This is a genomic window from Ruegeria sp. HKCCD6428, assembly GCF_013110595.1.
GTDB lineage: Bacteria > Pseudomonadota > Alphaproteobacteria > Rhodobacterales > Rhodobacteraceae > Ruegeria.
In genome coordinates, this window is the sequence record NZ_WVQX01000002.1 from 343,402 (window position 1) to 366,522 (window position 23,121).

Below are 23,121 nucleotides of genomic sequence, written 5' to 3' on the forward strand. Positions count from 1 at the left end.
CAGATAGTGCGTGAGCTTACTGGCGATTTTAGGGTAAGTTACTTCCCTGACGGATATTTTACCCGCAAGTCTGAGCGTGTCCAACCAGACGATTTGGAGGCACGTGACCTTTCTTGAACGATATAACCCAGGACTTTTTGTAAAGTATGTGAAGAGCCGTCAGTTCGACAGTCGCATTGGTGAAGTCTTCGACGATTTGGAAGAGATTGCCGGATCGTACGGGTTTGACGAAGTTTCAAAAGACGAACCCGCCACCTCCATCGTTTCGGAATTGATCGAAGAACTCCAGCGGCGAATAGAGGCCGTTGAAATACGAGACAACGATTGAAGGAGAGATTGCACGATGTGGATCATACGAAACAGAACCCAGCCTGCTTTGGGCTTGTCGATAGCGATAAGTGGCGCGGCCTTTGCAGCGATGGCGGCAGATCAAATCGTCCATGACGCAGAGTTTGTCCGGATGGAGCAGGAATTCGGTCTCGCCTGGGCTGACGATGACGCCACTGTGCGCGAAAAGCTGGTTGCTCTCGAAGCGCGGTTCGGAAAGAAACCCAACATTGTCTACATCATGGCCGACGACGTCGGGTACACAGAACTTGGCGTGTATGGCGGCGGCAAAATTCGTGGAGCGCCAACAGCCAGCCTGGACCGTATGGCGGAAGAGGGCATGAAGTTTCTGTCCTTCTATTCGGAGGTCGAATGCTCGCCGTCGCGTGGCGCGGTTCTGACCGGGCGTCATCCCATCCGAAACGGCGTCTATAACATCACGCTACCGGGCGAGAGCGGAACTGGTTTGCACAGTGATGAGGTGACAATCGCCGAGTTGCTGTCGGACGCGGGTTACTACACTGGTTTTTTCGGCAAGTGGCATCTGGGCGACGACGACGGCAACCATCCGACAGAACAAGGTTTCGACGAGGCGGAATGGTCGGAGGGAAATCCTCCTTGGTGGGTTAACAACAAGAACGCTTCCAAAGATGACGATATTGGCGGATTCACACAGCGCGCTTTGATGCACTCGCCCGGCCCTGAGGGATTTCCCTATGACACCGGCGGCGTCATGCGGGCAAAGAAAGGCGAGGAGCCGGAACCTGTCTATGAATACTCAATGGAAAGGTACAATACTTACGACACGGAGGTCGCGGATAACGTCATCGAGTTCATCACGCGCCGCGCCAACACGAATCAGCCGTTCTTTGTGAACTTCTGGGGCAAGGGTAATCATTTCTGGGGCGCTCACCCGGATTTTCGCGACACACCTGCTGAAACCAATACCGCAGCTCAAATGGTGGAACATGACTACAATGTCGGGCGCGTTCTGAAAACGCTGGTCGATCTTGGGATCGCAGAGAACACCTTGGTGGTTTGGAGTTCGGACAATGGACCCATGTACACGGTGCACCCGCACGGCGGTTACTCCTTACTCCAAGGAGGCAAGGGGGAAACGCGGGAAGGCGGCATCCGCGTGCCGGCGATCGCGTGGTGGCCCGGCATGATCGAGCCGGGGCAAGACCCGCTCGACATCGTCCAGATCACGGACTTCTTTACCACATGGGCAAGCATCGGTGGCGTGCTCTCGGAGGTGCCCGGCGACCGGGTGATCGACGGTGTCGACCAATCTGGTTTGTTCCTGCTTGGAGAGGGCAACGGGCGTCGCGACTATGTCTTCCACTACAATCGCCAAAACTTGGAGGCGGTGCGCAAGGATCAGGTCAAACTGAACCTGAAGCCGAGGAATCCCAACTTTCATTTCTACGAGGTTTTCAATTTGTATCATGATCCCGCCGAGCGGTTCCCAAATGAGGCGCAAAACGGAATTTGGGCGGGCCCGGGCATCACCAAGATGATTCAGGAACACATGCTGCTGATCGAAGATTATCCGCATCGGTCAGTGAGCAGTTTCTACCGTGATTTTGACACGTCCTTCGATCCCGAACTGACGCCGCAGTATACGCCACAAAAGACAGTGGACTGGTAAGTTTCGTTTAAGGGAAGCTTGGAGCCATTGCAAATGGCTCCATCAACAAAATGTCTGCTTGGTTTGCACTTGAGACCTTGGTCACTATCGAATTCGAGCAGTCGCGGCGAAAGGCGGCTATGCGGGTTGCGGCCGCAGATTCACAGAACCACCATGAATGTCGGCAAAGGGCCGCCAATGAAGGCGACCCAAATACGCTAGATTTCAATGGCTTCGGCGATGGCCAGCGCATCCTCGAGTTCAACGCCTAGGTACCGGACCGTGCTGTCCATCTTGGTGTGACCGAGAAGAAGCTGAACGGCTCGAAGGTTGCCAGTCTTCTTGTATATCTGGGTGACTTTGGTTCTGCGCATCGAATGGGTACCGTAAGCACTCACCTCGAGACCGATCGACGTAACCCAGTCGCGGACAATCCTTGCATACTGCCGGGTTTAGATGTGCAGGCGCTCATGGAACCGACTCGGCCACAGGTACTCTGAGCCGACCATGAGTTCATCTTCCATCCATTTCTCAACCGAGGCGCGTGTGCCTTCAGAAATTACGAAGCGCACCGGCTTCTGCGTTTTGCTTTGTAAGACCGACGCCCTTTCTTTGATCTGACCGGACACCATGACGTCGACGACTTTCATCTTCACGAGGTTACAGCCCCGCAATTTGCTGTCAATGGCCATATTGAATAGCGCGAGATCACGGTGGTTCTCGGCCAGTTGAAGTCTTACCCGGATTGCCCAGACATGCTTTGGTTTCAATGGTCGCTTCTGACCGACGATGCGTCCTTTGTTCCAGGTTGGCCGAAGCGCACGAATGGCAGGTAAGTTTGGTGTTTCCATGGCTGATCCTCCGATCCGCCATGTCCTCCCAAAACGACAACCTGACGTTGACCAGAGTATCCTATCACAACATGCCGCGCCGCATCCGATGTTGGATCAAGAGCCCAAACCGGTTTTTTTGCAATCCGGCAAAGGTCTGCTTTTCTTGTCGAGCCGCTTGATGAGACGGGAATTGTTTTTTAAGGTCTGAGCACATAGTCACAATCTACAACGGGAGGGCACAAGCTGAACATGCGTATCACCCGCCGACTTCAGCATGGTCCCCGTTTCGCCCTGTAAATGCGTTTGCAGGGCGGGCCCGAGAAACAACCTTTCTATCGGTCTGCCCAAAGCCGCACTTCGGCACCCCTTTCTATGAGCAGAGACTCTGATGACTGTGATGAACATCAACGCTTTAAGCGTAATCCGTGGCGACCTCCTTTTCGATGAACTGAACCTGACAATTTCCAAGGGTGATCGTATTGGATTGGTTGCCGCAAATGGGCGCGGTAAGACAACACTTTTGGAATGCATGGCCGGCCAATCTGAACCGACCAACGGGAGTATCGTCCGGGCGCGCGGTTTGCGAGCGGGATATGTAACCCAATACGTGCCGGAACGCGCCTATGCCAAAACGCTTTATGAGTGGGTGCTGGGTGCCCTTCCTGCCGAGCAGGCAGAATACGAAAGCTGGCGTGTGGATGTCGTGCTTGGTGATCTGAGTGTTCCGCTCGAGTTGCAGCATCGCCTGCTCAACGAATTGAGCGGTGGGTGGCAGCGGATTGCATTGTTGGCTGCCGCGTGGATTCAGGAGCCAGATATCCTATTGCTGGATGAACCAACCAATCATTTGGATTTGCATCGTATAGGCTTGCTCCAGAACTGGTTGTCTGCCTTGCCACGTGAAGTGCCCATTGTGGTGACCTCTCATGATCGAGCATTTCTCGATGCGACCACCAACAAAACGCTGTTTTTGCGCGCGAAAAGGTCACGTGTTTTTTCACTTCCATTTTCGGCAGCACGGGCGGCGCTTGATGAAGCGGATGCTGCTGACCAACGACGGTTTGCCAATGAATTGAACAAAGCGCAGCAGCTACGCAAGCAGGCGACGAAGCTGAAGAACATCGGCATCAATTCTGGGTCTGATCTTCTGGTGAACAAGACCAAACAGCTAAATGATCGCGCGGCGCAGATTGAAGCATCTGCCAAAGCTGCCCACTACGAACGCAGCGCTGGTGATATCAGACTGGTCAACAGCGGAACTCATGCCAGAGCTCTGATCACATTGGATGACGCACGGGTTGAGACGCCTGACGGTCGCTTGTTGTACAAGACCGGGCGGAAATGGATTTTGCCAGGAGATCGCATCGTGCTTCTGGGGGCCAATGGCACCGGCAAAACCCGATTGATAAAGATGGTGCAAAGTGCACTTTCAGGGAATAGTGGGGTGGTCAAATGTGCCCCTTCGGTAGTGCCAGCCTATTCAGACCAGCATCTGAGCCAGCTTTCGGACAGCGACACACCGATGGTCGCTGTTACGGGGCAGTTTGACATTGGTGATCAACGCGCACGTGGCGTTTTGGCGGGCGCCGGTGTGAACATACAGATGCAAGGCACCAAAATCGGTGCACTGTCTGGGGGGCAAAAGGCGCGCTTGGCGATGCTGATACTGCGGCTCAAAAATCCGAATTTCTATTTGCTTGATGAGCCGACGAACCATCTCGACATTGAAGGACAAGAGGCTCTCGAGGGTGAATTGATCACACACGGCGCTTCATGTTTGCTTGTTAGTCACGACCGCAGCTTTTTGCGAAATGTTGGCAATCGGTTTTGGCTTGTCACAGATAAAGGTCTGGAAGAAACGGGCAGCCCCGAGCCGTTTTTGGCAAGTGAGATGGGTTCGTAGTGATAATTTTGTTCCAACATTTTGTGCAGTGCGGAAGGCATCGAAACGGACTTTCGTGAGATTTAAGCCAAAGCTCACTTTGTTTCGCGTCTGGCCGAAAGATGACTCGCACGCGATCCGTGGTATGTTCAAAAACCCAAACAATTGAGTTCGAAGAATGCCGCGATTGCCTTCTCTGCCAGAAGGCGCTCACCTTCGAGACCTTTTGGCACGCTTTCCCAAGAATATTGAACCCTTGATGACTTTTGTGAACTCAGTCCTTCGGTCTAACGGAGAACTGACCATCGGAGAACGGGAGCTCATTGCAGCGTTTGTATCAGCGCTCAATTCCTGCCGATTTTGTTGTGGTTCGCACGTGATCCATGCTGAAACGTTAGGCATTGATCCCGGTCTTATTAAACAGCTTTGGGAAGACATCGAGGCTTCGGATGTTTCAGAGAAGATGAAACCGATGCTGCGTTATGTCGAGAAGCTCAACACCTTGCCAAACAAACTCGTTCAGGCCGATGTCGATGCCGTTCTTGAACAGGGATGGGTTGAGGAAGCGCTGTTCGAAGCAATTGAGGTAACCGGGCTTTTTAACATGATGAACCGCATCGTCGAAGGCGGCGGCGTCACCTTTGACTATGGTGGGCGTACTCAGGGTCACACCTTGCAGAAAGCTGGCCCAGACGCGGCTAAGGACTCCTACTTGGTTTTCTTAGAGATGATAAAGCAGCAAGCCTCTGCGTAGAGTCAGGTGGTGCCTGACGACAAAACTCATGCTTTCCTGTCACAGACAATTACCACCGTTTTGCACCGCGTCCATTCTTCGAAAACGGACTTAGGCACAAGTGCAGCGTATTGGCGCTTCGTCCCGCTCCAGTCACGTATTCGAAAGACAGCGAACAGCGACACCTTACCTAAGTTTTGCTAGGCAGGCAGGATCTCTCTGTTGTCCTCCACCGCATCAATGCTTGTATTGTGGGTACTCGAAGTCCATATACATAAAGCTTACGTTTTTCTTTTTCGACCTGCTGTCTCCTCAATTCGGCGTTCAGTCTTTCGATTTAGACCGACCACGCCGGGTCGCCGCATTGATGCGGGCGACACGCAATTGGAGAATTCCACCATGGCAAATGGCACAGTAAAATGGTTCAACTCGACCAAAGGTTTTGGCTTTATCGAGCCTGAAGACGGCAAGCGCGATGTGTTCGTGCATGTATCCGCTCTTGAACGTTCCGGCATCAGCGAATTGAAGGACGGCCAAAAGGTTACTTTTGACGTCGAAGCTGGTCGTGACGGACGCGACAGCGCTTCCAACCTGGCACTCGCATAGCCTGCTACGGGCATCCTTCTGGGGTGCCCGGTTGCTCAGAGGGTTCCCAAGAGCCGTTGGAGAACAAGTCAGTTGCAACAGCAGGAATTGACCCGGGCGCTCGTTCAATACCGCGTACCCGATACGAAGCGTAGCGTTTTTGAACTGACAATTACTGTTATCCCTTTTTTCGCGCTTTGGGGCGCAGCGTGGTTTGCGCTTTCCCTTGGTGTCTGGGTCGCTATTCCACTGGCAATCCTTAACGCTGCATTTCTGGTGCGTCTCTTCATCATCATGCATAATTGTGGTCACGGATCATTTTTTAAAAACCGTACCGTTTGCAATTGGACAGGCCGGGTCTTGGGTGTTCTCGCCCTCACACCTTTTGACATCTGGCGGCAAAGCCACGCGATTCACCACGCCTCAACCGGCAACCTTGATCGGCGCGGGATGGGCGATATCCCTACATTAACTGTAGAGGAATATCTGAAGCGAAAGTGGGTCGGGCGTGCCGCTTACAGGTTAATCCGGAACCCCTTCTTCCTGTTCTGTATCGTGCCTGTCTACACGTTCTTTCTGCAAAATCGCTTACCCTTTGGTTTCATGCGGTCAGGCTGGCTGTATTGGGCAAGTGCTATGGGAACAAACGCCGCGATTGCGGTGGTCCTGGCCCTGATTTTTTGGACCGGAGGCCTGGATGTTCTGGTTTATGTATTCCTGCCAACCATGATCGTCGCCGCCTCGATTGGTATTTGGCTTTTCTATATTCAACACCAGTTTGAACACACGACCTGGGAACGGGAAGAGGGGTGGAACCTTCAGAACGCCGCATTCTATGGGAGTTCTCACTATGCCCTACCAGGCATCCTGCGGTGGTTCTCTGCTAACATCGGCGTACACCATGTTCACCACCTTGCCAGCCGCATACCGTTTTACCGGCTAAACGAAGTTTTGCGTGACCATTCGGAGTTGGAAAATTGCCAGCGTATTACTCTATATGAGAGCTTTCATTGTGCACGATTGCATCTTTGGGATGAAAGAAGTCAACGTCTGCTGACATTTTCCGAGGCTTTGTCGAACGCCAATTCCAAAAGGTATCTAGTGTAGCCTGGCGCGTACCAGATAGGCTTCGACCGTTTCGCCGCCCAAGGCGCGAATGGCCTCTAATCGGTGAAGGCCTTCAATCAGCACGAACCTCTTATTGTCCGAGCGTATCTGGATCGGGGTCTTCTGGCCGTTCTTCAGGATATCTTCGGCCAGCGTCAGAACTTTTTGTTGATCAAGCGTTTTCGCCCGTTTCACAGGAACATAGATCAGGTCGAGCGGATATGGTCTTTTCTCCAACATTAGCTACGTGAGCAACCTTTCGTGCATTTGTTCCGGTTCAGAGCTCGCTTCAAAAGCGGGGGCTGGAACGTACGTCATAGAACCGAACGAACAGCGTCGCGCAGTTCCTGATGCATAATCCAAGTTGCTGGCTCATCGTCACTTTCGATGTGAGAAAATGCCAGGACCTGAGCGGCGCCATCATTCTGCACCGATCCGGCTTCGGGTAGGTCCAGTTCCAGATATTCTGCGATCAATAGTCCGATTTTCTTGAAAACCTTGATGGAGGCCTCGCGCGATTTGTAACCAGCTGCCTGAGACAAGTGACCAATAGTCAGACCTTCCTTGCCTGCGATTGTGAGTGCTTTGAGCAATGTGACCTGCGCGGGGGTGAGCCTGATCTGGCGCAATGCCTCGGCATATTCTCTTTCACTGGGAACTAGGGTGCCGGAGTTTCCTTCCAAACGGCGTTGACCGCTACGCTTCCTGTCTCGTTCTTCGAGAATTTCTTTTAAGGCTTCAATGGCCAATACTGGTGTTTCTCCAACTGCATCGGCAATCATTGCCTGCGTTTTAGCCGGCGGCTTGGGAAATGCCCGTGCAACACTATTGCCGCTCAGAACGCCAGCCTTAATCAAGTACTTTCCAAATTCTTCCTCAATCACTCCTGATACGTCAGCGTTCCGCGACTTACGAACACTGCGGTCCTGAAACGCTCTTTGTTCCAAACCATGAGCTGACATCTTTGAACCGGGAAGGGTTACTTGAGGGGCATTTTTACGCATCAGAGAAACACCGCTACAATTATCGCTGCAACGCACACTGCTGACGCAATAGATATCTTAATCCCATAGGACCGGCGACGCGCCTTTTCGGCTTTGAGACTTTTACCCAGGTTTTCGTCAATCGAGTTATGGTTCACGGCGTAGTCCTTCCGGATTTGTCAGGCGGCTTTGGTTTCCACCAACTTATTGTCGCGCCACATTTTCGGTGCACTTGTCGTTCTGTCTCGTGAACGGCCGATTACATTCCCAACCATCACCTCTTCGATTCAAATGCGCGTTTGAAGGGACAAGGATCGCAACGCACCTGTCTCGGTTTGCGCGAAAACCACGTTCGCATTTCCATCCGGAATAAGTTTCAGGCGCAAGGTATGCATGCTGTGGAACTGCCACGGGCTCACAGCCGCTATCCGCTGCCCTGTAACCTCTGAGGCATACCCAACCATCCGAGCTTCCTCTGTCGCTCAGACGACCGTTTTCTGGGACTTCTATTGCAACACAATCCTGGTTCTCCTTACGAAATCCCCAGTTGCAGTGTATTTCCTGCACGCCAAACCGGGTTTCGACGTACCCATTTTGGGGCGAAATCACTTCTTCACACTCTTCTCCGGCACGCTGGAACAGCCGATTGCACGCCCACTGATCTCCGGTTGATGCCAGGTAGGCATTTTCAGGAACTCTTATTTTCTCACAGAGTTCTCCGACAATCTGAAAACCGTGATTGCATTCCCACCCGCGGCCATAGGAGCTACCCGTTAAATATGCGTTTTGGGGTACGTCTGGACTTTGGCAGGATCCGTTTCTGTTTTCGAAACCTTCGTCACAAACCGTTGCACTGGCATTGCCTGCGACTTGGGCAGCAAGCTGCGTTCCTGAGAGCGACACCAAAAGTGTCGAGATCAAACAAAGTATGCAGCGAGCAAACACGATGAATGAATGGTCGAAACTGAGCCTGAGACCTGATCTATCGGGCATCAAGCACGCAATTCAAGAGCCATGTGTTGTTCATACGGCGCCTTCTTTCATGGGTCACGCGATGACTGGAGCACGTCAGGTGACAGTTGCAAATGCTTGCGAGGAACGAGCTCATAGCGAAGACCCCAGCGAAACCCGTTCCTATGCTGGGGCACATGCTACAGTTAGTCTGAAGGCCATTGGATTTGCGAAGCCGGCAGCATCGCGGCATCGAGTAATTTTTACCAATACACTCTTGTGGTTCTTAGCCAGCATAGAGTCAAGGCCGCACCGTCGTCACGAAGCCTGTGCTACGGAGATATCTCATTTTTGAGACCGGTGTTTGACCAGGTGGCTTAGAGAATAATTGAGAGACAAAATTCAGCGTGACATCACCTTTGAAACGTGGTCGTTGACGAACTAACAGGGACCGAGCTCTGCTAAGGGCTGGCAGAAGCTCGAAGCTATTAATACGCCACCAATAGGTGACCGCTTACATATTGTGTCTCAATCCCAATCCGAACCGATCAACCAGTCTTTGGCTGTGCTTCCAGACAGCGGCAATAGCAACCGCTATCTGGCATCGTTTGTGAATTGCCTACTGCAATTGCAGGTTTTCGGCGGAGGTCTTGCCGCGCATCCGGTCTTCCTTCAGATCGAAGCCGACCTTTGCGCCTTCTTTCAGGCCGTCGAGGCCGGAGCGCTGAACGGCACTGATGTGCACGAACGCGTCGCCGCTGCCGTTATCAAGCTCGATGAAGCCGTAGCCTTTAGTTTCGTTGAACCATTTTACTGTTCCGGTTGTCATGAGATTATCCTTTCAATGACATGTGTGCCCGCCGGGATTGGCTGAGCTGCGCGCTGCGTTCAGGCAGCAGGTTGGGTGAACTCACCAATATTGGAGAGCATTCGCATAAGACCGTCCTGCGCTTGGGTGGGGTCGATCTTGTGTTTTTGGTGCCCGTTCCGCTGACGCGTTACGTGACGAACCGCTAGCGATTTTGGCGACGGTTCAATTTTGGCAGCACAGGGCATTTTCGGCTTGGCATCGCGACCGCATTTCACAGGCTCGTCTTGCGATCCTGTGTCGCTTGGCAGCCTGTTACCGATCAGCTTTTCGATATCCCGCAGGAGGGGCATCTCTTCGCGATCACACAGTGAAATCGCGGTGCCGGTTCTGCCTGCGCGCGCCGTCCGGCCAATGCGGTGCACATAGGATTCCGGCACATTCGGAAGCTCGTAATTCACCACATGGGACACATCGTCGATGTCTATTCCACGTGCGGCAATATCGGTGGCCACAAGGACGGTCGTTGCGCCTGACCGGAAACCTGCCATGGCACGTTCGCGCTGAGGCTGGCTTTTGTTTCCGTGAATGGCAGCGGAGTTGATCCCAGCAGCAATCAGGTGCTTGCAGACGTTGTCAGCCCCGCGTTTGGTGCGCGTGAAAACAACAGCGCGATGCACGTCCTTGTCCGACAGAATGTCTGACAGGACACGGCGTTTGTCCTGCTTGGCCACATGCCGGACGCTCTGCGCGATCCGTTCAATCGGCTTTGAAACAGTCGCCACCTGAACCTCTGCCGGATCGTTCAGGAAGTCATCAGCGAGTTTTCTGATCTGCCCCGGCATTGTTGCCGAAAGCAGTGCCGTCAGGCGAGCCTCGGGCAGTTTTGCCATGATCTTGCGAATGCTGGGCAGAAAGCCCAGATCCAGCATCTGATCAGCCTCATCCACTACAATGGCTTTGGTTGCGGACAGGTTGATAACGCCTGTGCCAAGGTGGTCGAGCAGGCGTCCGGGTGTTGCCACCACAATGTCCACACCGCCGCTGAGAGCCTTGATCTGCCCGCCGGGGCGTACGCCACCGACGACAAGTGTCGCTGTGATCTGGCTGAACTTGCTGTAAGCGCGGATGTTGTCCACGATCTGCGCCGCAAGCTCGCGCGTCGGCGTCAGGATCAATGTCGTGCACTGTTTCGGAGCGGGTTTTGATCTCTCACGCTCAATCCGATGCAACAGGGGCAATACAAATGAGGCGGTTTTTCCTGTGCCGGTCTGGGCAATGCCGATCACATCGCGCTTAGATTGCAGCAGCGGAATGACCTTGGCCTGAATGGGCGTGGGGGTCGAATATCCTTGAGCCTTGATGGCCTTCAGGATGGGCTCGGCAAGGCCGAGGGTGTCAAATGTCGTCAAAAGCGTTTGGTCTCGTGCCATAAACGCGGTTCACCGCTATCGGCACTTGGTCTCTCTAATCTACTGGGAAGCTCGTATGAAATAGCCGCCGTCGTTTCGTTGCTCTCAGGGAGCTATTCAAGACAACGATCTGGGGATCACGGGCGAGAATACTTTGCCGCTGATTTGGTCATCCACACGCGGCGTTGCGTCTCACCTACAGGGCAAAGGTTAAGAAAGCAACAACTCATTTAAGAGCAGACATTTGCCAAGGTTACGTTTGTCCGCAAAGCCGGAATAGCAAAGTCTTGGATTGAATGTCCGGTTTGCTGATTGCCGCCATGTCCTCGGCGAACGGAGTGGCGGATTTGTCCGCGATCTGTGAATTCAGGCTCGCCCAAATTTTGCTGTCGCAGCGAATGTCGGCAAAGCGGGTGCAACCGCAGCATCGAGACGGGTGGCAGATGTCGGCTATGGGCCGAGTTTAAGCGAAGGTAGAGAGTTTAGTGCGCCGAGTGCAGGCAACAGCCGGGTGGCACCCGCATAGGAGGCTTTCGCTGTGAACTCTAACTCTTGAGCGCAGGAGATACATTGAGTTCCCGCGATGCGAAATAGCACGTAAGGTTCAGAAATCGCGATCTTTGCAAGAACGGCTTTTTTACCAATCACGCCGGACTTACTGAGTTTCGGTGAGTTCAATCAGTTCAACTGAAGGTTCGCGTGAGGTATCCAAAGGAAGCTTGGTCACCGCAAGACTCGGATCCGTGAAGTCGATCGCGCCCACATCTACCATACGAACATTTCGGTTCCATTGCGTGTGATAGTAGATGCGTTTGTTTGTGAGGTCGCTGGCGGCGGTCCACTGGGTCGCGCTATAAATCAGGTCTTCGGTTTCCTCTGTAGCGGCATCACCCTCCACCGCTGTGACGGGAATGTTGAAATTATCCAGGATGCGAAAAGCCTCCCGTACGGTGTCAAAACCACCTTCGGTCTCTCGTGCGGTCTGACTGAACGCCACTGCCCTGACAAACCGGGATGGGGGTGTAAAGTCCCCTGGCAATCCCAGCATACCGCTCCCGGCGCCAAGAGGTGCAAACTGTTGGCCCCCGGCCTCAACAGGCGGAAGCGCCACAGCCGAGAGGTTGAGGTAGTTATTGAGATTGGTGATGTGCCAATCGTAATTTGGAGCATTTGTTATGACACCCAGAGGGGCTTCGAAAATTGTAGGTTTACCTCCGATGTACTGAATGACGATTGCCTCGCCACTCGGGTCCGATACCATGAAGTGGAGCGGTGGTGGAATTCCTATCGCCGGTTCGACGACCGGCACGACACGTATACTCTCCAGGGCAGATCTGACATCAGACACTGAGCCATACTGTGTCGCGATGAAGCCCGCGAAATCGGACGAACCCAGAGAGACTGAAGCAGAGTCCGGCTCATAAATTTGGTATTCGGTAAACCCCGGCAAATAAAACGTGCCAACGACAAGACCTTCCTCGTTCATGACGTCACCAAATAGAGGCTTACCCAGTGCCGTGATCCCTGCCACACCATAGGTCGTGGACCATTCATGGCCCGCCGCGCCATCAGGCATAACGGACGCGTTCATTTTTGTGCCGCGAGGAATAACAAGAATCTCTGGCGCAAGGTCAAAGGTCCCCCACTCCAGCGTCCGTGCGAATATGGTGGTACCGTCAGCACCCGTCAATGTGATGCCTGTACATGCGTAGCTGGCCGTCGCAAAAATGCATGATGCTGTGACTGCATTTAAAACTGAGTGTTTCATCCAGGTGAAAAGACCCATGGCGACGTCTCCTTTTCAAAGTAATTTTCTGGATCGAACTCAATGGCCGTATCTTCGCAAAACCGATGAATAGAGGCTATTCATTTCCGCTTTTGGGTCGGATGTTGTGGCTCCGATTGGTTGCTTTGCTCAGCTATCGCGGTGTCTTGCAGTTATGGTTGTACACCACGCAGAATTGACAGCTGCCCGGGAAGTATCTTGCACGTGTTAATGTTATTAGCAGCTTAGAGCCGTTCTGGATAGGGCGATGGCACCAGACTGGTGAACATGTTGCAAACAATCTTGCGGCAGTGAAGAGTCCACCCAGTCGTCGCGGGTCGGTGAAGACTGGGTGACGGAAGTCATAGAACAACGCCTCTACTCGACGGGAGCTGAGGCTGTTACAGCTTTGTACCGACCCGTGGGCTCGTGCTACAGGCGGAGTACATGAACCGAACATTGAGCGTGGCGAACGACGAGTGCTGCAGTTGATCCCAGAAAAAACTCCTTCATCCCGGGTTTATGTGACGCTAGGACGATACAGTCGATGCCATGTTTGTTCGCATATTCGGTGATTGCCCGACCTGCCGATTGGCTTTCAATCAGGACAGATGAAACCCCGGGCTCACCTTCCAGGCGTTCAGACAAACGTGCCTTAGCCTTTTGGAGAGATTTTTCTGCGATCCCTTCATCCATATAGTACATTATCTGTCTGTTTGGGGGCTCATGGATGTGCGCGGCAGTGATTTTTCCGCCTTCGGATACTAGAGCATGCGCCGCCGACATTGCGTGTTCACTGATGCCGTGTTCCAGAGACAGCGCGACTAGGATGTTTTTGTACATTTCAGACCTCTATTTTTAGGTTTAGGATTTCTGCTGCGAACTAGTCTCTCCCACGTCATCGTTGAGAGAGCGCTCTGGCACCCCACTCATTGGAATGGGGTGCGTGCATTTTGTCTTGTGCGTTGGCGCTTTCCGCCCATTATTTGCTGAGCAGGAGGTCCGGCAGGAACAGGGCCAACTCTGGTACAAAAGTTGTCAACATCAGCGTTGGGAGCCAGGCAAAGACTATGAAGATCAAAGTCGGCCACAGCATGCGCGAAACCGGTTCATCACAGACCTGCGCACCAAGATAGAGCAGAGGTGCAGTCGGAGGGGTGATGTTCGCCATACCTAAGTTTACGCCAATCACGGCCGCGAAATGGATAGGATCCATGCCGGTGCTCTGCGCGATGGGCAGTAGGATTGGTGTTGCCAAAAGCAGACCGGAGATATCATCCATGAGCATTCCGATCAGGATCATCACGACGTTGATCATCAGAAGGATCACAACTGGATTGTCCGAAACGGAATAAACCAGATCTTTGGCCAACTGAGGTGCACCCTGTGAGATCAGGTTGTCTGACACGATCAGAACCATGAAGATCATGACCATGACCACGCCAATCGTAACACCGGAATTCTGGATTGTCTGAGCCAGTGTTTTCCAGGTCAGTCCACGGTAGAAGTAGATCGCGATCGGGATCGAGTAGACCACTGCGATACCCGCAGCCTCGGTTGGCGTCATTATGCCGCCATAGATTCCGCCCAGAATGATCAGTGGCATCATAAGCGCAGGCCCGGCCAGGCGCGCCTGTACTCCGAATGTCGGCAGAAATGGTTTAGGACGTTCCGTCAGGTTTATGTCGTCATACTTCCGAAGCAGGAACTGATTTACGACGATCAAAAGGGTGATCAGGATGATCGCCGGAATGACGGTGGACAAGAAGCACTTTAGTACATGCTGCTGTGCAACCCAACCATAAAGGATGTGCGACGAACTCGGTGGGATCAACAGACCCAAGGGGCTGGCCGCGACGATCAAAGCCGCAGATTGCCCACCCGGATAGTTGGCCTTTTTCAGATGGGGCATCATGATGCCGCCAATACAGGTCAGCGTTGCGTTCGCACTGCCGGAGATGGAGCCGAACACACCGCAGGCCAGTACTCCCGCCGCGCTCAATCCACCTTTGATATGGCCAATGAACATTTCAGCCAACGAGACAAGAGGGGCGGCAATTTTACCTTTTTCCATGATGCCTCCGGCGATCATGAAGAGCGGGATCGCCAAAAGCACCAGTGAACGGATGCCCGTAGAGCCGGTCGGCAGATAGCCGGTGATGGATTGATCTCCGACAATTGCGATGAAGATCAAAACCGATCCGAATGCCACATATACGCTAACGCCCAACAGCAGCATAAAGCAGACAATAAGGAGACTTCCTCCGATGATCATTGGGTTTCTCCTTTTTGCATTTCTGATCTCAAGGGAAGACCAAGTCCCTTGCGGATATGCACGTACAAATATGCCGCCGTGAACATTGCCATGAAGCCAAAGGCAATCATGATCGCAATCCGCCAGGTGACAAACGGAATGCGCAGCACCGGGGTTGCGCGCAGCCGGGGGAATGAGAAGTCATCAAGCAGCGAGACATAACAGGCGTACATGAGGAATAGGATCACCAGGATCTCGACGGTCAGCACGACAAAGCCGCGCCACCAAATCAACCGAGGGTTTTGGATCACAATGCCAAGAATGTCCGCGTTGATGTGCAGGTTGCGGGCAGAGGCCAGAACAGCACCTGCAAAAAAGCCGATGATGCTAATGCCCAAAAGCCATTCTTCGTAGGCAAACAGATCACCGCCAAATCCATACCGGATGACAACAACTGCCCCAAATGTGAACGCCATCAGGAAACCGGCAAACATAACGATCTGCCTCATGGCAAAAGCCACTGCTTTCAGCGGATACCCAATAACAACTGGCAGCTCATCGGTGATTTTTTGCGAGCTCTTCTTTTCCGCGCTTTCGACGACCAACGGACGCTCTGCTTCAGTGCTAGACATCTTTCTCCCTCCCTTTGTTGAGCTAGAGACGAAAAAAAGGCCAACTGATTAGCTGGCCCTTCATCTCAGTGTTTATTGCTGTTCTTTTGCTGCCAGCAGGCGGTCGATGATGTCCTGACCGACGTTTTGTGCCATCGCGGGCCAGACCGTTTCCTGGACATGAGCGGCCATCGCAGCTTGTTCTTCGTCGCTCAGGCGCAGGATGGTATAGCCTTTGTCGAGCAATTTCTGGCCGAACACTTCGTCATTTTCACGATTGTAGGCAAAGAAGTCTTCGGACGCCTTTGTCATCGCGGCCTGAAGCGCGGCGCGCTGTTCGTCGTTCAGCTTGTCGAGTGTCCGCTGCGACGCGTAGAAAGTCGTCAGTTCTGAGATTGAGTTGTACTCGACAAAGTGGGTGCCAACATCTGATTTGGCGAAGATGGAATAGGTCGCGGTCTTGGTGCAGCAGATTGCTCCATCGACAATGCCGGCCTGAAGTGCGGGGAAAATGTCGCCCCATGCCATGGTTGTCGCTTGATACCCTAGTTCTTCAACCATTGATTTCACGACGCTGGACGACCAGACGCGAATGTTCATGCCCTTGTCGTCAAAGGTGTTCCAGTTTTCAGGTTCTTGCGACGAAACGATGCCGATGAACCCTTCGGGGTTCTGCGCCATTACCCGCACACCGTATTCGTCGGTGATCTCTTGCAGGATGGTGTTAAACTCGGAATCCATGTTGAGAAGCGTGCTTTCCATGTCATCCCAGCCGCCCAGCAGGAACGGCATTGACAGGAATTCCAGGCGTGGATCGGTATCGGCATAGATGAACGCCGATGCCAGGTCGATATTGCCGCGTGCAACATCTTCGAACAGCGCCTCACCCGAACCCAGTTGGTTTGCCGGAAAGACTTCGATCTTCAGGCCAACGTCTGCTGCCGCGACATCCGCTGCGACCTGCTCCATCATTTTCGTGCCCTGATGGTCAATCGGGAACACGCCTGCAAAGCGCAGTGTAATGTCTTCCGCTGCGGCTGCTGTTGAGAGTGTGGTTGCAGCAAGCAAAACAGCGCCACCCATCGCGCCGAGGGCGCGGCGGTTAATCTTCGTAATCATTAAGGTTTCCTCCTCAGTGGTGTGCGTCCCGCCGCATTGCGCGCGACGGGACAATTCTTTGCTTCAATTCAGCAAAGTTCCGGGGCGACGAACTCGTATCCGAGATCATCGGCCACAGCCTTGTACGTCACCTTGCCGTGGGCCACGTTCAGGCCGTTCATAAGATGACGGTTGTCCGCAAGCGCCTGCTTCCAACCATTGTTGGCAATAGCCAGAGCGTGCGGCAGCGTGACGTTGTTGAGCGCGTAGGTTGACGTTCGGGCGACTGCGCCCGGCATGTTGGCGACACAATAATGAACAACGTCGTCGACAACATAGGTGGGCTCTGCGTGAGTGGTAGCTTTGGACGTTTCAAAGCAGCCGCCCTGGTCGATCGCCACGTCCACGACGACCGCACCGGGTTTCATTTTCGAAATCAACTCACGTGTGACCAGCTTGGGCGCAGCAGCGCCCGGGATCAGAACCGCACCGAGAACCAGATCGGCGTTGGTGACTTCTTCTCCCAGCGCAGCCTTGGTCGAATAGACAACTTTGGCCGACGCCTCGAAATGGTTCTCCAGCTTCTCCAGAACTGCCGGATTGCGGTCCAGAATGGTCACGTCCGCGTGCAGGCCGACGGCCATTTGCGCTGCGTTGAAGCCAACGACGCCACCACCGATGACCACAACTTTGCCGGGCTTCACGCCGGGCACCCCACCTAGCAAGACACCCAGACCGCCCTTTGCCTTTTCCAACGCGCTGGCACCGGCCTGAATCGACATGCGACCGGCAACCTGGCTCATCGGTTTCAGCAATGGCAGCCCGCCATTGTCGTCGGTGACGGTTTCATAAGCGATGCAGACCGCACCAGAATTGACCAGATCTTTGGTCTGCTCCGGGTCGGGGGCCAGATGCAGATAGGTATAAAGGATCTGACCTTCACGCAGCATGGCGCGTTCCACGGCCTGAGGCTCCTTCACCTTCACGATCATCTCTGCATTGGCGAAAATATCGGCCGCAGTTGCGGCAATTTCGGCCCCGGCGGCACGATAGGCGTCGTCATCTGCACCAATGCCCGACCCGGCATTGGTCTCTACGATGACGTTGTGGCCATGTGAAACCAGTTCCGCGACGCTTTCGGGGGTCAGGCCGACCCGGTACTCATGGTTCTTGATTTCCTTGGGAACACCAATGAACATGTTCTTCACTCCTTGGATCGGATGATCATTTTGCCGTCGGCATGACGAATTCGGCACCTTCCGAGATGCTTTCGGGCCAGCGCTGCATGATGGATTTCTGCTTGGTGTAGAAACGAACGCCCTCTTCGCCATAGGCGTGCATGTCGCCGAAAAGGCTCTTCTTCCAGCCGCCAAAGCCGTGCCATGCCATCGGAACCGGGATCGGGACGTTGACGCCGACCATGCCCACCTGAACCTGTTTGCCGAACTCACGCGCAACGTTGCCGTCACGGGTGAACAGTGACACGCCGTTACCAAACTCGTGGTCGTTGATCAGTTGCAGGCCTTCCGCGAAACTTGAGACGCGGACGCAAGACAGAACCGGGCCGAAGATCTCTTCCTTGTAGATCTTCATGTCGGGGGTGACGTTGTCGAACAGGGTGCCGCCAAGGAAATAGCCTTCCTCGTGCCCTTCGACAGCGTAGTCGCGGCCATCGACCAGCAGATCCGCACCTTCTTCGACACCAGAGTCGATGTACCCTTTGATCCGATCCCGCGCGGCAGCGGTGACAATCGGGCCCATCTCGGCGTCCAACTCAAGACCGTTCTTGACCTTCAAGGTTTCGGCGCGTTCTTTCAGGACAGGCATCAGCTTGTCGGCGGCATCGCCAACCAGCAGGGCAACCGAGATGGCCATGCAACGCTCTCCGGCCGAACCATAGGCCGCGCCGATCAGGGCGTCGGCGGCTTTGTTCATGTCGGCATCCGGCATCACCAGCATATGGTTCTTCGCGCCGCCCAGAGCCTGAACGCGCTTGCCGTGGCGCGCACCGACCTCGTAGATGTAGTTCGCAATTGGCGTCGAGCCGACGAAGGACACGGCTTTGACGTCGTCGTTCTCCAGCAACGCATCCACGGCAACCTTGTCACCCTGAACCACGTTGAACACTCCGTCGGGGAAACCGGCTTTCTGCATCAGATCCGCGTACAGCAGAGAGGCCGACGGATCGGTCGGAGACGGCTTCAGGATAAAGGTATTGCCTGCGGCGATGGCGATCGGGAACATCCACATCGGCACCATGACCGGGAAGTTGAAGGGAGTGATCCCAGCCACAACGCCCAACGCCTGACGCGTTGTCCAGTTGTCCATGCCAGTGGAGACCTGCTCCGTGTAATCGCCCTTGAGGAGTTGCGGAATGCCGCAGGCAAACTCGATGATATCAATACCACGCTCAACTTCGCCTTGGGCGTCGGTGAACACCTTGCCATGCTCAACCGTGATGGCGCGCGCCAGTTCGTCTTTGTGCTCGCGTACCAACGCTAGAAAGTTGTTCATCAGGCGGGCACGGCGGATCGGAGGCGTGTTCGACCACTTCGGGAACACGGCTTTTGCTGCAGCCACTGCGTCGTCGACGGTCTGTACAGTCGCCAGCGACACCTCACCGGTTTGCGTTCCGGTTGCGGGATTGAAAACCGGCTGAGTATTCTCACCGGAAGGAGCAGTGATTTGGCCATTAATGTAGTGGCCGATCAAAGCGATCGGGGATGCATCTTTCATGATGTCAGTCCTTTTTGGGGTTAGAAGTCAGGGGTTATGGCAAGTCAGCCAATACCTCTCCAAGTGTTTGACAAAGTGTCGTTATTTCGGGCTCCGAGATGATTAGTGGTGGCGACAAGGCGATGATGTCACCTGTGACACGGATCATTATTCCCGCGTCCCAGGCCCGTTTCATCGCATCATAGCCTCGTGCACCCGGTGCGCCCTCTCGTGGTGCCAGCTCGACCGCGCCCACCAGTCCCAGATTGCGAATATCAATGACATTCGGCAGGCTTTTTAGGCTGTGAAGTTGATCCTCCCAAGGCCCCGACAGCAATGCAGCGCGGCGGAACAGATCGTTCCGCTTGTAGCTTTCCAGTGTCGCCAGAGCTGCAGCGCAAGACATCGGGTTGGCCGAGTAGGTATAGCCATGGAACAGCTCAATCGGCGCATCGGCGTTTTCCATCGCCGAGTTGTAGATTGCGTCGGAGACGATGACCGCGCCCATGGGAATGACGCCGTTGGTCAGACCTTTTGCCGTCGTGATAATGTCGGGTTTAACATCGAAATACTCCGATGCGGTGGCGGCTCCAAGACGACCGAATGCAGTGATGACCTCATCGAAGATCAACAGGATACCATGTCGGTCACAGATTTCCCGTAACCGCTTTAGGTATCCTTTCGGCGGCAGAAGCACACCGGTGGACCCGGCCATAGGCTCAACGATCACGGCTGCAACGGTCGACGCATCGTGAAGCGCGACCAACCGTTCCAGATCGTCCGCAAGTTCAGCGCCGTGTTGCGGGCATCCACGTGAGAATGCGTTTTTCTCCAGATCATGGGTATGGCGCAGGTGATCGACACCGGCGAGAAGCGTGCCAAAATGCATACGATTCTTAACAATGCCGCCGACCGAGATTCCGCCGAAGCCGGTGCCGTGGTAGCCGCGCTCTCGCCCGATCAAACGGGTGCGGGCCCCGTCACCGCGCATCCGGTGATAATGCAGCGCAATCTTGAGCGCTGTATCAACGGACTCGGAGCCAGAGTTGGTGAAAAAGGCGTGATTCATTCCCTCAGGCATCATCGCGGTCAGCTTTGCCGACAACTCAAACGCCTGAGGGTGGGAGAACTGGAAATTCGGCGCATAGTCCAACTCGTGCACCTGCCTCTGTACCGCTTCGACGATCAGCGGATCACGATGACCTGCGTTGACGCACCACAGTCCGGCGGTACCATCCATGACCTTTCGGCCATCAGAACTGGTGTAATACATCCCGTCGGCCGCTTGGATCATTCGGGGCTCGCGAAGGAAATCACGATTGGCCGAAAACGGCATCCAGAACGATGACATTGTGTTGGGTTGATCGAGCACGTCCATTCCTCGCGAAGCAGATTTTCATTTGATGACAAATTCTTGCAGAGTTCAGGCATTCCGCACACCCGGCTTTGTGGGAATCTGTAAGTTGTTGAAAAACAGACCGTGCTCACATAAAGTGCTTTCGATCAAAAGCGAGAAATCACTGAGGTAACGGTTTTGTCATCAGATTTGGAAACGGCTCGTCGCCTAAAACTGATTCGTACCTCAAAGGGTCTCAGCCAGCGTGAGATGGCCAAGCGTGCTGGAGTTGGTAGCGGGACAATTTCTCAAATCGAAAGCGGATCGACCCAACCCTCTGTTGCTTTGCTCAAGAAGATTCTGGCGGGCGTTGATATCAATCTGGGGTTCTTTTTTAGTTTCGAACTCAAAAATGAAGACAGCTTTTACTTTCCCCATGGAACTATGCGCGATCTTGGGTCACCTGGGGTTTCCTATTTGTTGGTTGCAGGTGAGCGCCGAGACAGGAAATTACAGATGCTGATTGAGGAGTACGAAGTAGGTGCTGACTCGGGTCGAGCTGAACTGTCTCACGAAGGTGAGGAATGCGCTGTTGTGATAGAAGGACGGCTGGAAGTCACGGTAGACGGGCAGTCCAGGGTCTTGGGTCCAGGAGATGCGTATTACTTTTCGAGTATTCTGCCACACAGGTTTCGGAATGCCGGAGATACGTCCTGCAAAGTAATTAGCGCATGTACTCCTTCGTCGTTCTGACCAAACAAATGAGTTCAACTATAAGAGTGTTCAATATTTTGCGTTAAAGCCACATTCGACAATCAATTCAAACTAATAAAATTAGGCCGACTTTCTTACGTGATTCTGAAAAACAAACCAACTTCAGATTTCGCAGCCGCGGCGAATGTCCGGTAAGCGGGCTGCGACCGCAGAAACGGGAAGGTGGGGCGAAGGTCCGCTCTGGGCCGCTTATAACAAGTGGCGGAAAGAAATCACGGTATCACCTTAGATATCAGCGCTATCGCTCAGATTGAATTAAGTTGGCTACGCCAATTCGCTGGCCATTGACTTCAGGTGACGCATGTCGGTACCGCAGCACCCTCCAAATACTTGGATCGACGGATTCTGCCTCGCAATCGAGGCAATCTGTTTACCAAGTTCAGCTGGATCGCCTTCGTCCAGCTCATCTGCTTCGTCAAGTTCCGCATGCGAGCAACTCGAAGCGTTTGCCACCAAGCCTTTAAGTCGGGGGTGGTTGTCAAGCGCTCCGGCGAAATGGGTCGGATGAGCGCAGTTGACCATAAAAAACAGCGCCGCCGAGCCGGTTGCCTCGTCGATCTGATCAATTCCGTCCACAAGTTTGGTCCCGTCCGCCAGACACCCGTCCGTTTCGACAACCAGAGACATGATGATCGGCAGATCTGCGTCTCCGGCGGCGAGGATGCATCCCGCAGCCTCACTTAGACGGTTGAACGTATAAGCGGTGACCAGGTCGACGCTTGTGTCTTTCAGGCTGTGCATTTGAGCGGCGTGGTATTGGCGTGCATCTTCGACCGTCACCGGAGGGATAACGGCGTAAGGGTCATAGCGCGGGCCGATACAGGCCGACACCAGTACATCATCGCGAGCGGCAGCCTGGCGTACCTCCTCCATTAGACTGACCGCATCTTTATTTACCTCAACGAGGCGGTCTGCATCGTATCCCAAGGGCGCTGCGCGGTCGGCGTTCGCCATCCATGTGGGCGCGTCAAGGATGCATCCGATACTCATTTCACGGGTGAGATCGACAAGAGCCTTCATTTGACCGGCCAGTATTGCCCTGGTGCCAGGTTCTTCCAGCAATGGAAACGATGCGAAACAAGGTAACTCAACGCCATGATTGAATATCAGGTCGGTGCCAGTGCCGGCATAAACCAGAAAGGTCTTGTTACCTTCGAGTGGGAACTGTCGCGCCATTCTGATCCACACCTATTGACGTCAAGTCTTCACAGAAACCTATGTTGTCCCGGGTCTCTTGTGAACCTTAGGGTGGCGACAGAGTGTATTCCGTGAGCACGACCTCATCTTCCCGGGCAACTCTCAACCGCAGCGAAATTC

General features: G+C 53.9%; 20 protein-coding genes and 1 pseudogene. 7 read left to right on the top strand and 14 right to left on the bottom strand.

Annotated features, from left to right (window positions below):
* Positions 1-103 precede the first annotated feature (103 nt).
* Both GS620_RS06935 and GS620_RS06940 read left to right on the top strand, forming a co-directional pair.
* Positions 104-328 carry a hypothetical protein gene (locus tag GS620_RS06935; protein WP_171120937.1) on the top strand — a complete coding sequence of 75 codons (225 nt, stop codon included), beginning with the start codon at positions 104-106 and terminating at the stop codon, positions 326-328.
* A 132-nt stretch (positions 329-460) separates the two neighbouring features.
* Positions 461-1,978 carry a sulfatase-like hydrolase/transferase gene (locus GS620_RS06940; protein ID WP_171614843.1) on the top strand — a complete coding sequence of 506 codons (1,518 nt, stop codon included), beginning with the start codon at positions 461-463 and terminating at the stop codon, positions 1,976-1,978.
* 197 nt (positions 1,979-2,175) lie between these two features.
* On the opposite strand, the pseudogene GS620_RS06945 reads toward GS620_RS06940, so the two are convergent.
* Positions 2,176-2,808: pseudogene (locus GS620_RS06945) on the bottom strand (tyrosine-type recombinase/integrase).
* A gap of 370 nt (positions 2,809-3,178) precedes the next feature.
* On the opposite strand from GS620_RS06945, the gene GS620_RS06950 reads away from it, so the two are divergent.
* The 4 genes from GS620_RS06950 (at position 3,179) to GS620_RS06965 (ending at position 7,097) form a co-directional block, all read left to right on the top strand.
* Positions 3,179-4,693 (top strand): ABC-F family ATP-binding cassette domain-containing protein, encoded by a 1,515-nt coding sequence (locus tag GS620_RS06950; RefSeq protein ID WP_171614845.1) that lies wholly within the window; start codon positions 3,179-3,181, stop codon positions 4,691-4,693.
* 157 nt (positions 4,694-4,850) lie between these two features.
* Entirely contained in the window at positions 4,851-5,426 is a 576-nt protein-coding gene (locus tag GS620_RS06955) for a carboxymuconolactone decarboxylase family protein (RefSeq protein WP_256369208.1), read from the top strand.
* A gap of 378 nt (positions 5,427-5,804) precedes the next feature.
* On the top strand, positions 5,805-6,011 hold the full coding sequence (locus GS620_RS06960) for a cold-shock protein (protein ID WP_171115248.1): 207 nt from the start codon (positions 5,805-5,807) through the stop codon (positions 6,009-6,011).
* Positions 6,012-6,083: 72 nt separating this feature from the next.
* Positions 6,084-7,097, top strand: coding sequence for a fatty acid desaturase (locus tag GS620_RS06965; protein ID WP_171614849.1), 1,014 nt, complete (start codon positions 6,084-6,086; stop codon positions 7,095-7,097).
* On the opposite strand, the gene GS620_RS06970 is transcribed toward GS620_RS06965, so the two are convergent.
* From GS620_RS06970 to GS620_RS07025, 12 genes are all read right to left on the bottom strand, one after another.
* On the bottom strand, positions 7,089-7,337 hold the full coding sequence (locus GS620_RS06970) for a ParB N-terminal domain-containing protein (protein ID WP_171167509.1): 249 nt from the start codon (positions 7,335-7,337) through the stop codon (positions 7,089-7,091). The two genes, GS620_RS06965 and GS620_RS06970, sit on opposite strands and share 9 nt — an antisense overlap.
* 74 nt (positions 7,338-7,411) lie before the next feature.
* A complete protein-coding gene (locus tag GS620_RS06975) occupies positions 7,412-8,101 on the bottom strand; it encodes a hypothetical protein (RefSeq protein ID WP_171115244.1) in 690 nt (229 codons plus the stop codon).
* 1,549 nt (positions 8,102-9,650) lie between these two features.
* Positions 9,651-9,860 (bottom strand): cold-shock protein, encoded by a 210-nt coding sequence (locus tag GS620_RS06980; protein ID WP_171205538.1) that lies wholly within the window; start codon positions 9,858-9,860, stop codon positions 9,651-9,653.
* Positions 9,861-9,919: 59 nt separating this feature from the next.
* Positions 9,920-11,272, bottom strand: a complete 1,353-nt coding sequence (locus GS620_RS06985) for a DEAD/DEAH box helicase (RefSeq protein ID WP_216597839.1) — start codon at positions 11,270-11,272, stop codon at positions 9,920-9,922.
* 634 nt (positions 11,273-11,906) lie between these two features.
* The gene (locus GS620_RS06990; protein ID WP_171614851.1) at positions 11,907-13,037 is read right to left on the bottom strand and encodes a linear amide C-N hydrolase; all 1,131 of its coding nucleotides are present in this window, start codon (positions 13,035-13,037) and stop codon (positions 11,907-11,909) included.
* A 411-nt stretch (positions 13,038-13,448) separates the two neighbouring features.
* A complete protein-coding gene (locus tag GS620_RS06995) occupies positions 13,449-13,859 on the bottom strand; it encodes a universal stress protein (protein WP_171614853.1) in 411 nt (136 codons plus the stop codon).
* A 139-nt stretch (positions 13,860-13,998) separates the two neighbouring features.
* Positions 13,999-15,291 (bottom strand): TRAP transporter large permease, encoded by a 1,293-nt coding sequence (locus GS620_RS07000; RefSeq protein WP_171120945.1) that lies wholly within the window; start codon positions 15,289-15,291, stop codon positions 13,999-14,001.
* Entirely contained in the window at positions 15,288-15,875 is a 588-nt protein-coding gene (locus tag GS620_RS07005) for a TRAP transporter small permease (protein ID WP_171168725.1), read from the bottom strand. Before GS620_RS07005 ends, GS620_RS07000 begins: the two co-directional genes overlap by 4 nt.
* Positions 15,876-15,974: 99 nt before the next feature.
* Positions 15,975-16,964 (bottom strand): TRAP transporter substrate-binding protein DctP, encoded by a 990-nt coding sequence (gene dctP / locus GS620_RS07010; protein WP_171232488.1) that lies wholly within the window; start codon positions 16,962-16,964, stop codon positions 15,975-15,977.
* A gap of 104 nt (positions 16,965-17,068) precedes the next feature.
* Entirely contained in the window at positions 17,069-18,178 is a 1,110-nt protein-coding gene (gene ald, locus GS620_RS07015) for an alanine dehydrogenase (RefSeq protein WP_171614855.1), read from the bottom strand.
* Between the two features lie 25 nt (positions 18,179-18,203).
* The gene (locus tag GS620_RS07020) at positions 18,204-19,715 is read right to left on the bottom strand and encodes a CoA-acylating methylmalonate-semialdehyde dehydrogenase (protein ID WP_171168721.1); all 1,512 of its coding nucleotides are present in this window, start codon (positions 19,713-19,715) and stop codon (positions 18,204-18,206) included.
* Positions 19,716-19,749: 34 nt separating this feature from the next.
* A complete protein-coding gene (locus GS620_RS07025) occupies positions 19,750-21,072 on the bottom strand; it encodes an aspartate aminotransferase family protein (protein ID WP_171614857.1) in 1,323 nt (440 codons plus the stop codon).
* A 156-nt stretch (positions 21,073-21,228) separates the two neighbouring features.
* On the opposite strand from GS620_RS07025, the gene GS620_RS07030 reads away from it, so the two are divergent.
* Positions 21,229-21,783, top strand: coding sequence for a cupin domain-containing protein (locus GS620_RS07030; RefSeq protein ID WP_171232417.1), 555 nt, complete (start codon positions 21,229-21,231; stop codon positions 21,781-21,783).
* 285 nt (positions 21,784-22,068) lie between these two features.
* Here the strand turns inward: GS620_RS07030 and GS620_RS07035 are convergent, their stop codons facing one another.
* On the bottom strand, positions 22,069-22,980 hold the full coding sequence (locus tag GS620_RS07035; RefSeq protein WP_171614859.1) for a homocysteine S-methyltransferase family protein: 912 nt from the start codon (positions 22,978-22,980) through the stop codon (positions 22,069-22,071).
* Positions 22,981-23,121: the final 141 nt, after the last annotated feature.

What these genes read in the sequence shown, in the direction of transcription:
- GS620_RS06975 (WP_171115244.1), bottom strand. Translation starts at nt 8,101, where the DNA reads ATGCGTAAAAATGCCCCTCAAGTAACCCTTCCCGGTTCAAAGATGTCA.
- dctP (WP_171232488.1), bottom strand. Translation starts at nt 16,964, where the DNA reads ATGGGTGGCGCTGTTTTGCTTGCTGCAACCACACTCTCAACAGCAGCC.
- GS620_RS06985 (WP_216597839.1), bottom strand. Translation starts at nt 11,272, where the DNA reads ATGGCACGAGACCAAACGCTTTTGACGACATTTGACACCCTCGGCCTT.
- GS620_RS06980 (WP_171205538.1), bottom strand. Translation starts at nt 9,860, where the DNA reads ATGACAACCGGAACAGTAAAATGGTTCAACGAAACTAAAGGCTACGGC.
- GS620_RS07000 (WP_171120945.1), bottom strand. Translation starts at nt 15,291, where the DNA reads ATGATCATCGGAGGAAGTCTCCTTATTGTCTGCTTTATGCTGCTGTTG.
- GS620_RS06995 (WP_171614853.1), bottom strand. Translation starts at nt 13,859, where the DNA reads ATGTACAAAAACATCCTAGTCGCGCTGTCTCTGGAACACGGCATCAGT.
- GS620_RS06955 (WP_256369208.1), top strand. Translation starts at nt 4,851, where the DNA reads ATGCCGCGATTGCCTTCTCTGCCAGAAGGCGCTCACCTTCGAGACCTT.
- GS620_RS07035 (WP_171614859.1), bottom strand. Translation starts at nt 22,980, where the DNA reads ATGGCGCGACAGTTCCCACTCGAAGGTAACAAGACCTTTCTGGTTTAT.
- GS620_RS06950 (WP_171614845.1), top strand. Translation starts at nt 3,179, where the DNA reads ATGACTGTGATGAACATCAACGCTTTAAGCGTAATCCGTGGCGACCTC.
- GS620_RS06960 (WP_171115248.1), top strand. Translation starts at nt 5,805, where the DNA reads ATGGCAAATGGCACAGTAAAATGGTTCAACTCGACCAAAGGTTTTGGC.
- GS620_RS06970 (WP_171167509.1), bottom strand. Translation starts at nt 7,337, where the DNA reads ATGTTGGAGAAAAGACCATATCCGCTCGACCTGATCTATGTTCCTGTG.
- ald (WP_171614855.1), bottom strand. Translation starts at nt 18,178, where the DNA reads ATGTTCATTGGTGTTCCCAAGGAAATCAAGAACCATGAGTACCGGGTC.
- GS620_RS06990 (WP_171614851.1), bottom strand. Translation starts at nt 13,037, where the DNA reads ATGGGTCTTTTCACCTGGATGAAACACTCAGTTTTAAATGCAGTCACA.
- GS620_RS07025 (WP_171614857.1), bottom strand. Translation starts at nt 21,072, where the DNA reads ATGGACGTGCTCGATCAACCCAACACAATGTCATCGTTCTGGATGCCG.
- GS620_RS07020 (WP_171168721.1), bottom strand. Translation starts at nt 19,715, where the DNA reads ATGAAAGATGCATCCCCGATCGCTTTGATCGGCCACTACATTAATGGC.
- GS620_RS06940 (WP_171614843.1), top strand. Translation starts at nt 461, where the DNA reads ATGGAGCAGGAATTCGGTCTCGCCTGGGCTGACGATGACGCCACTGTG.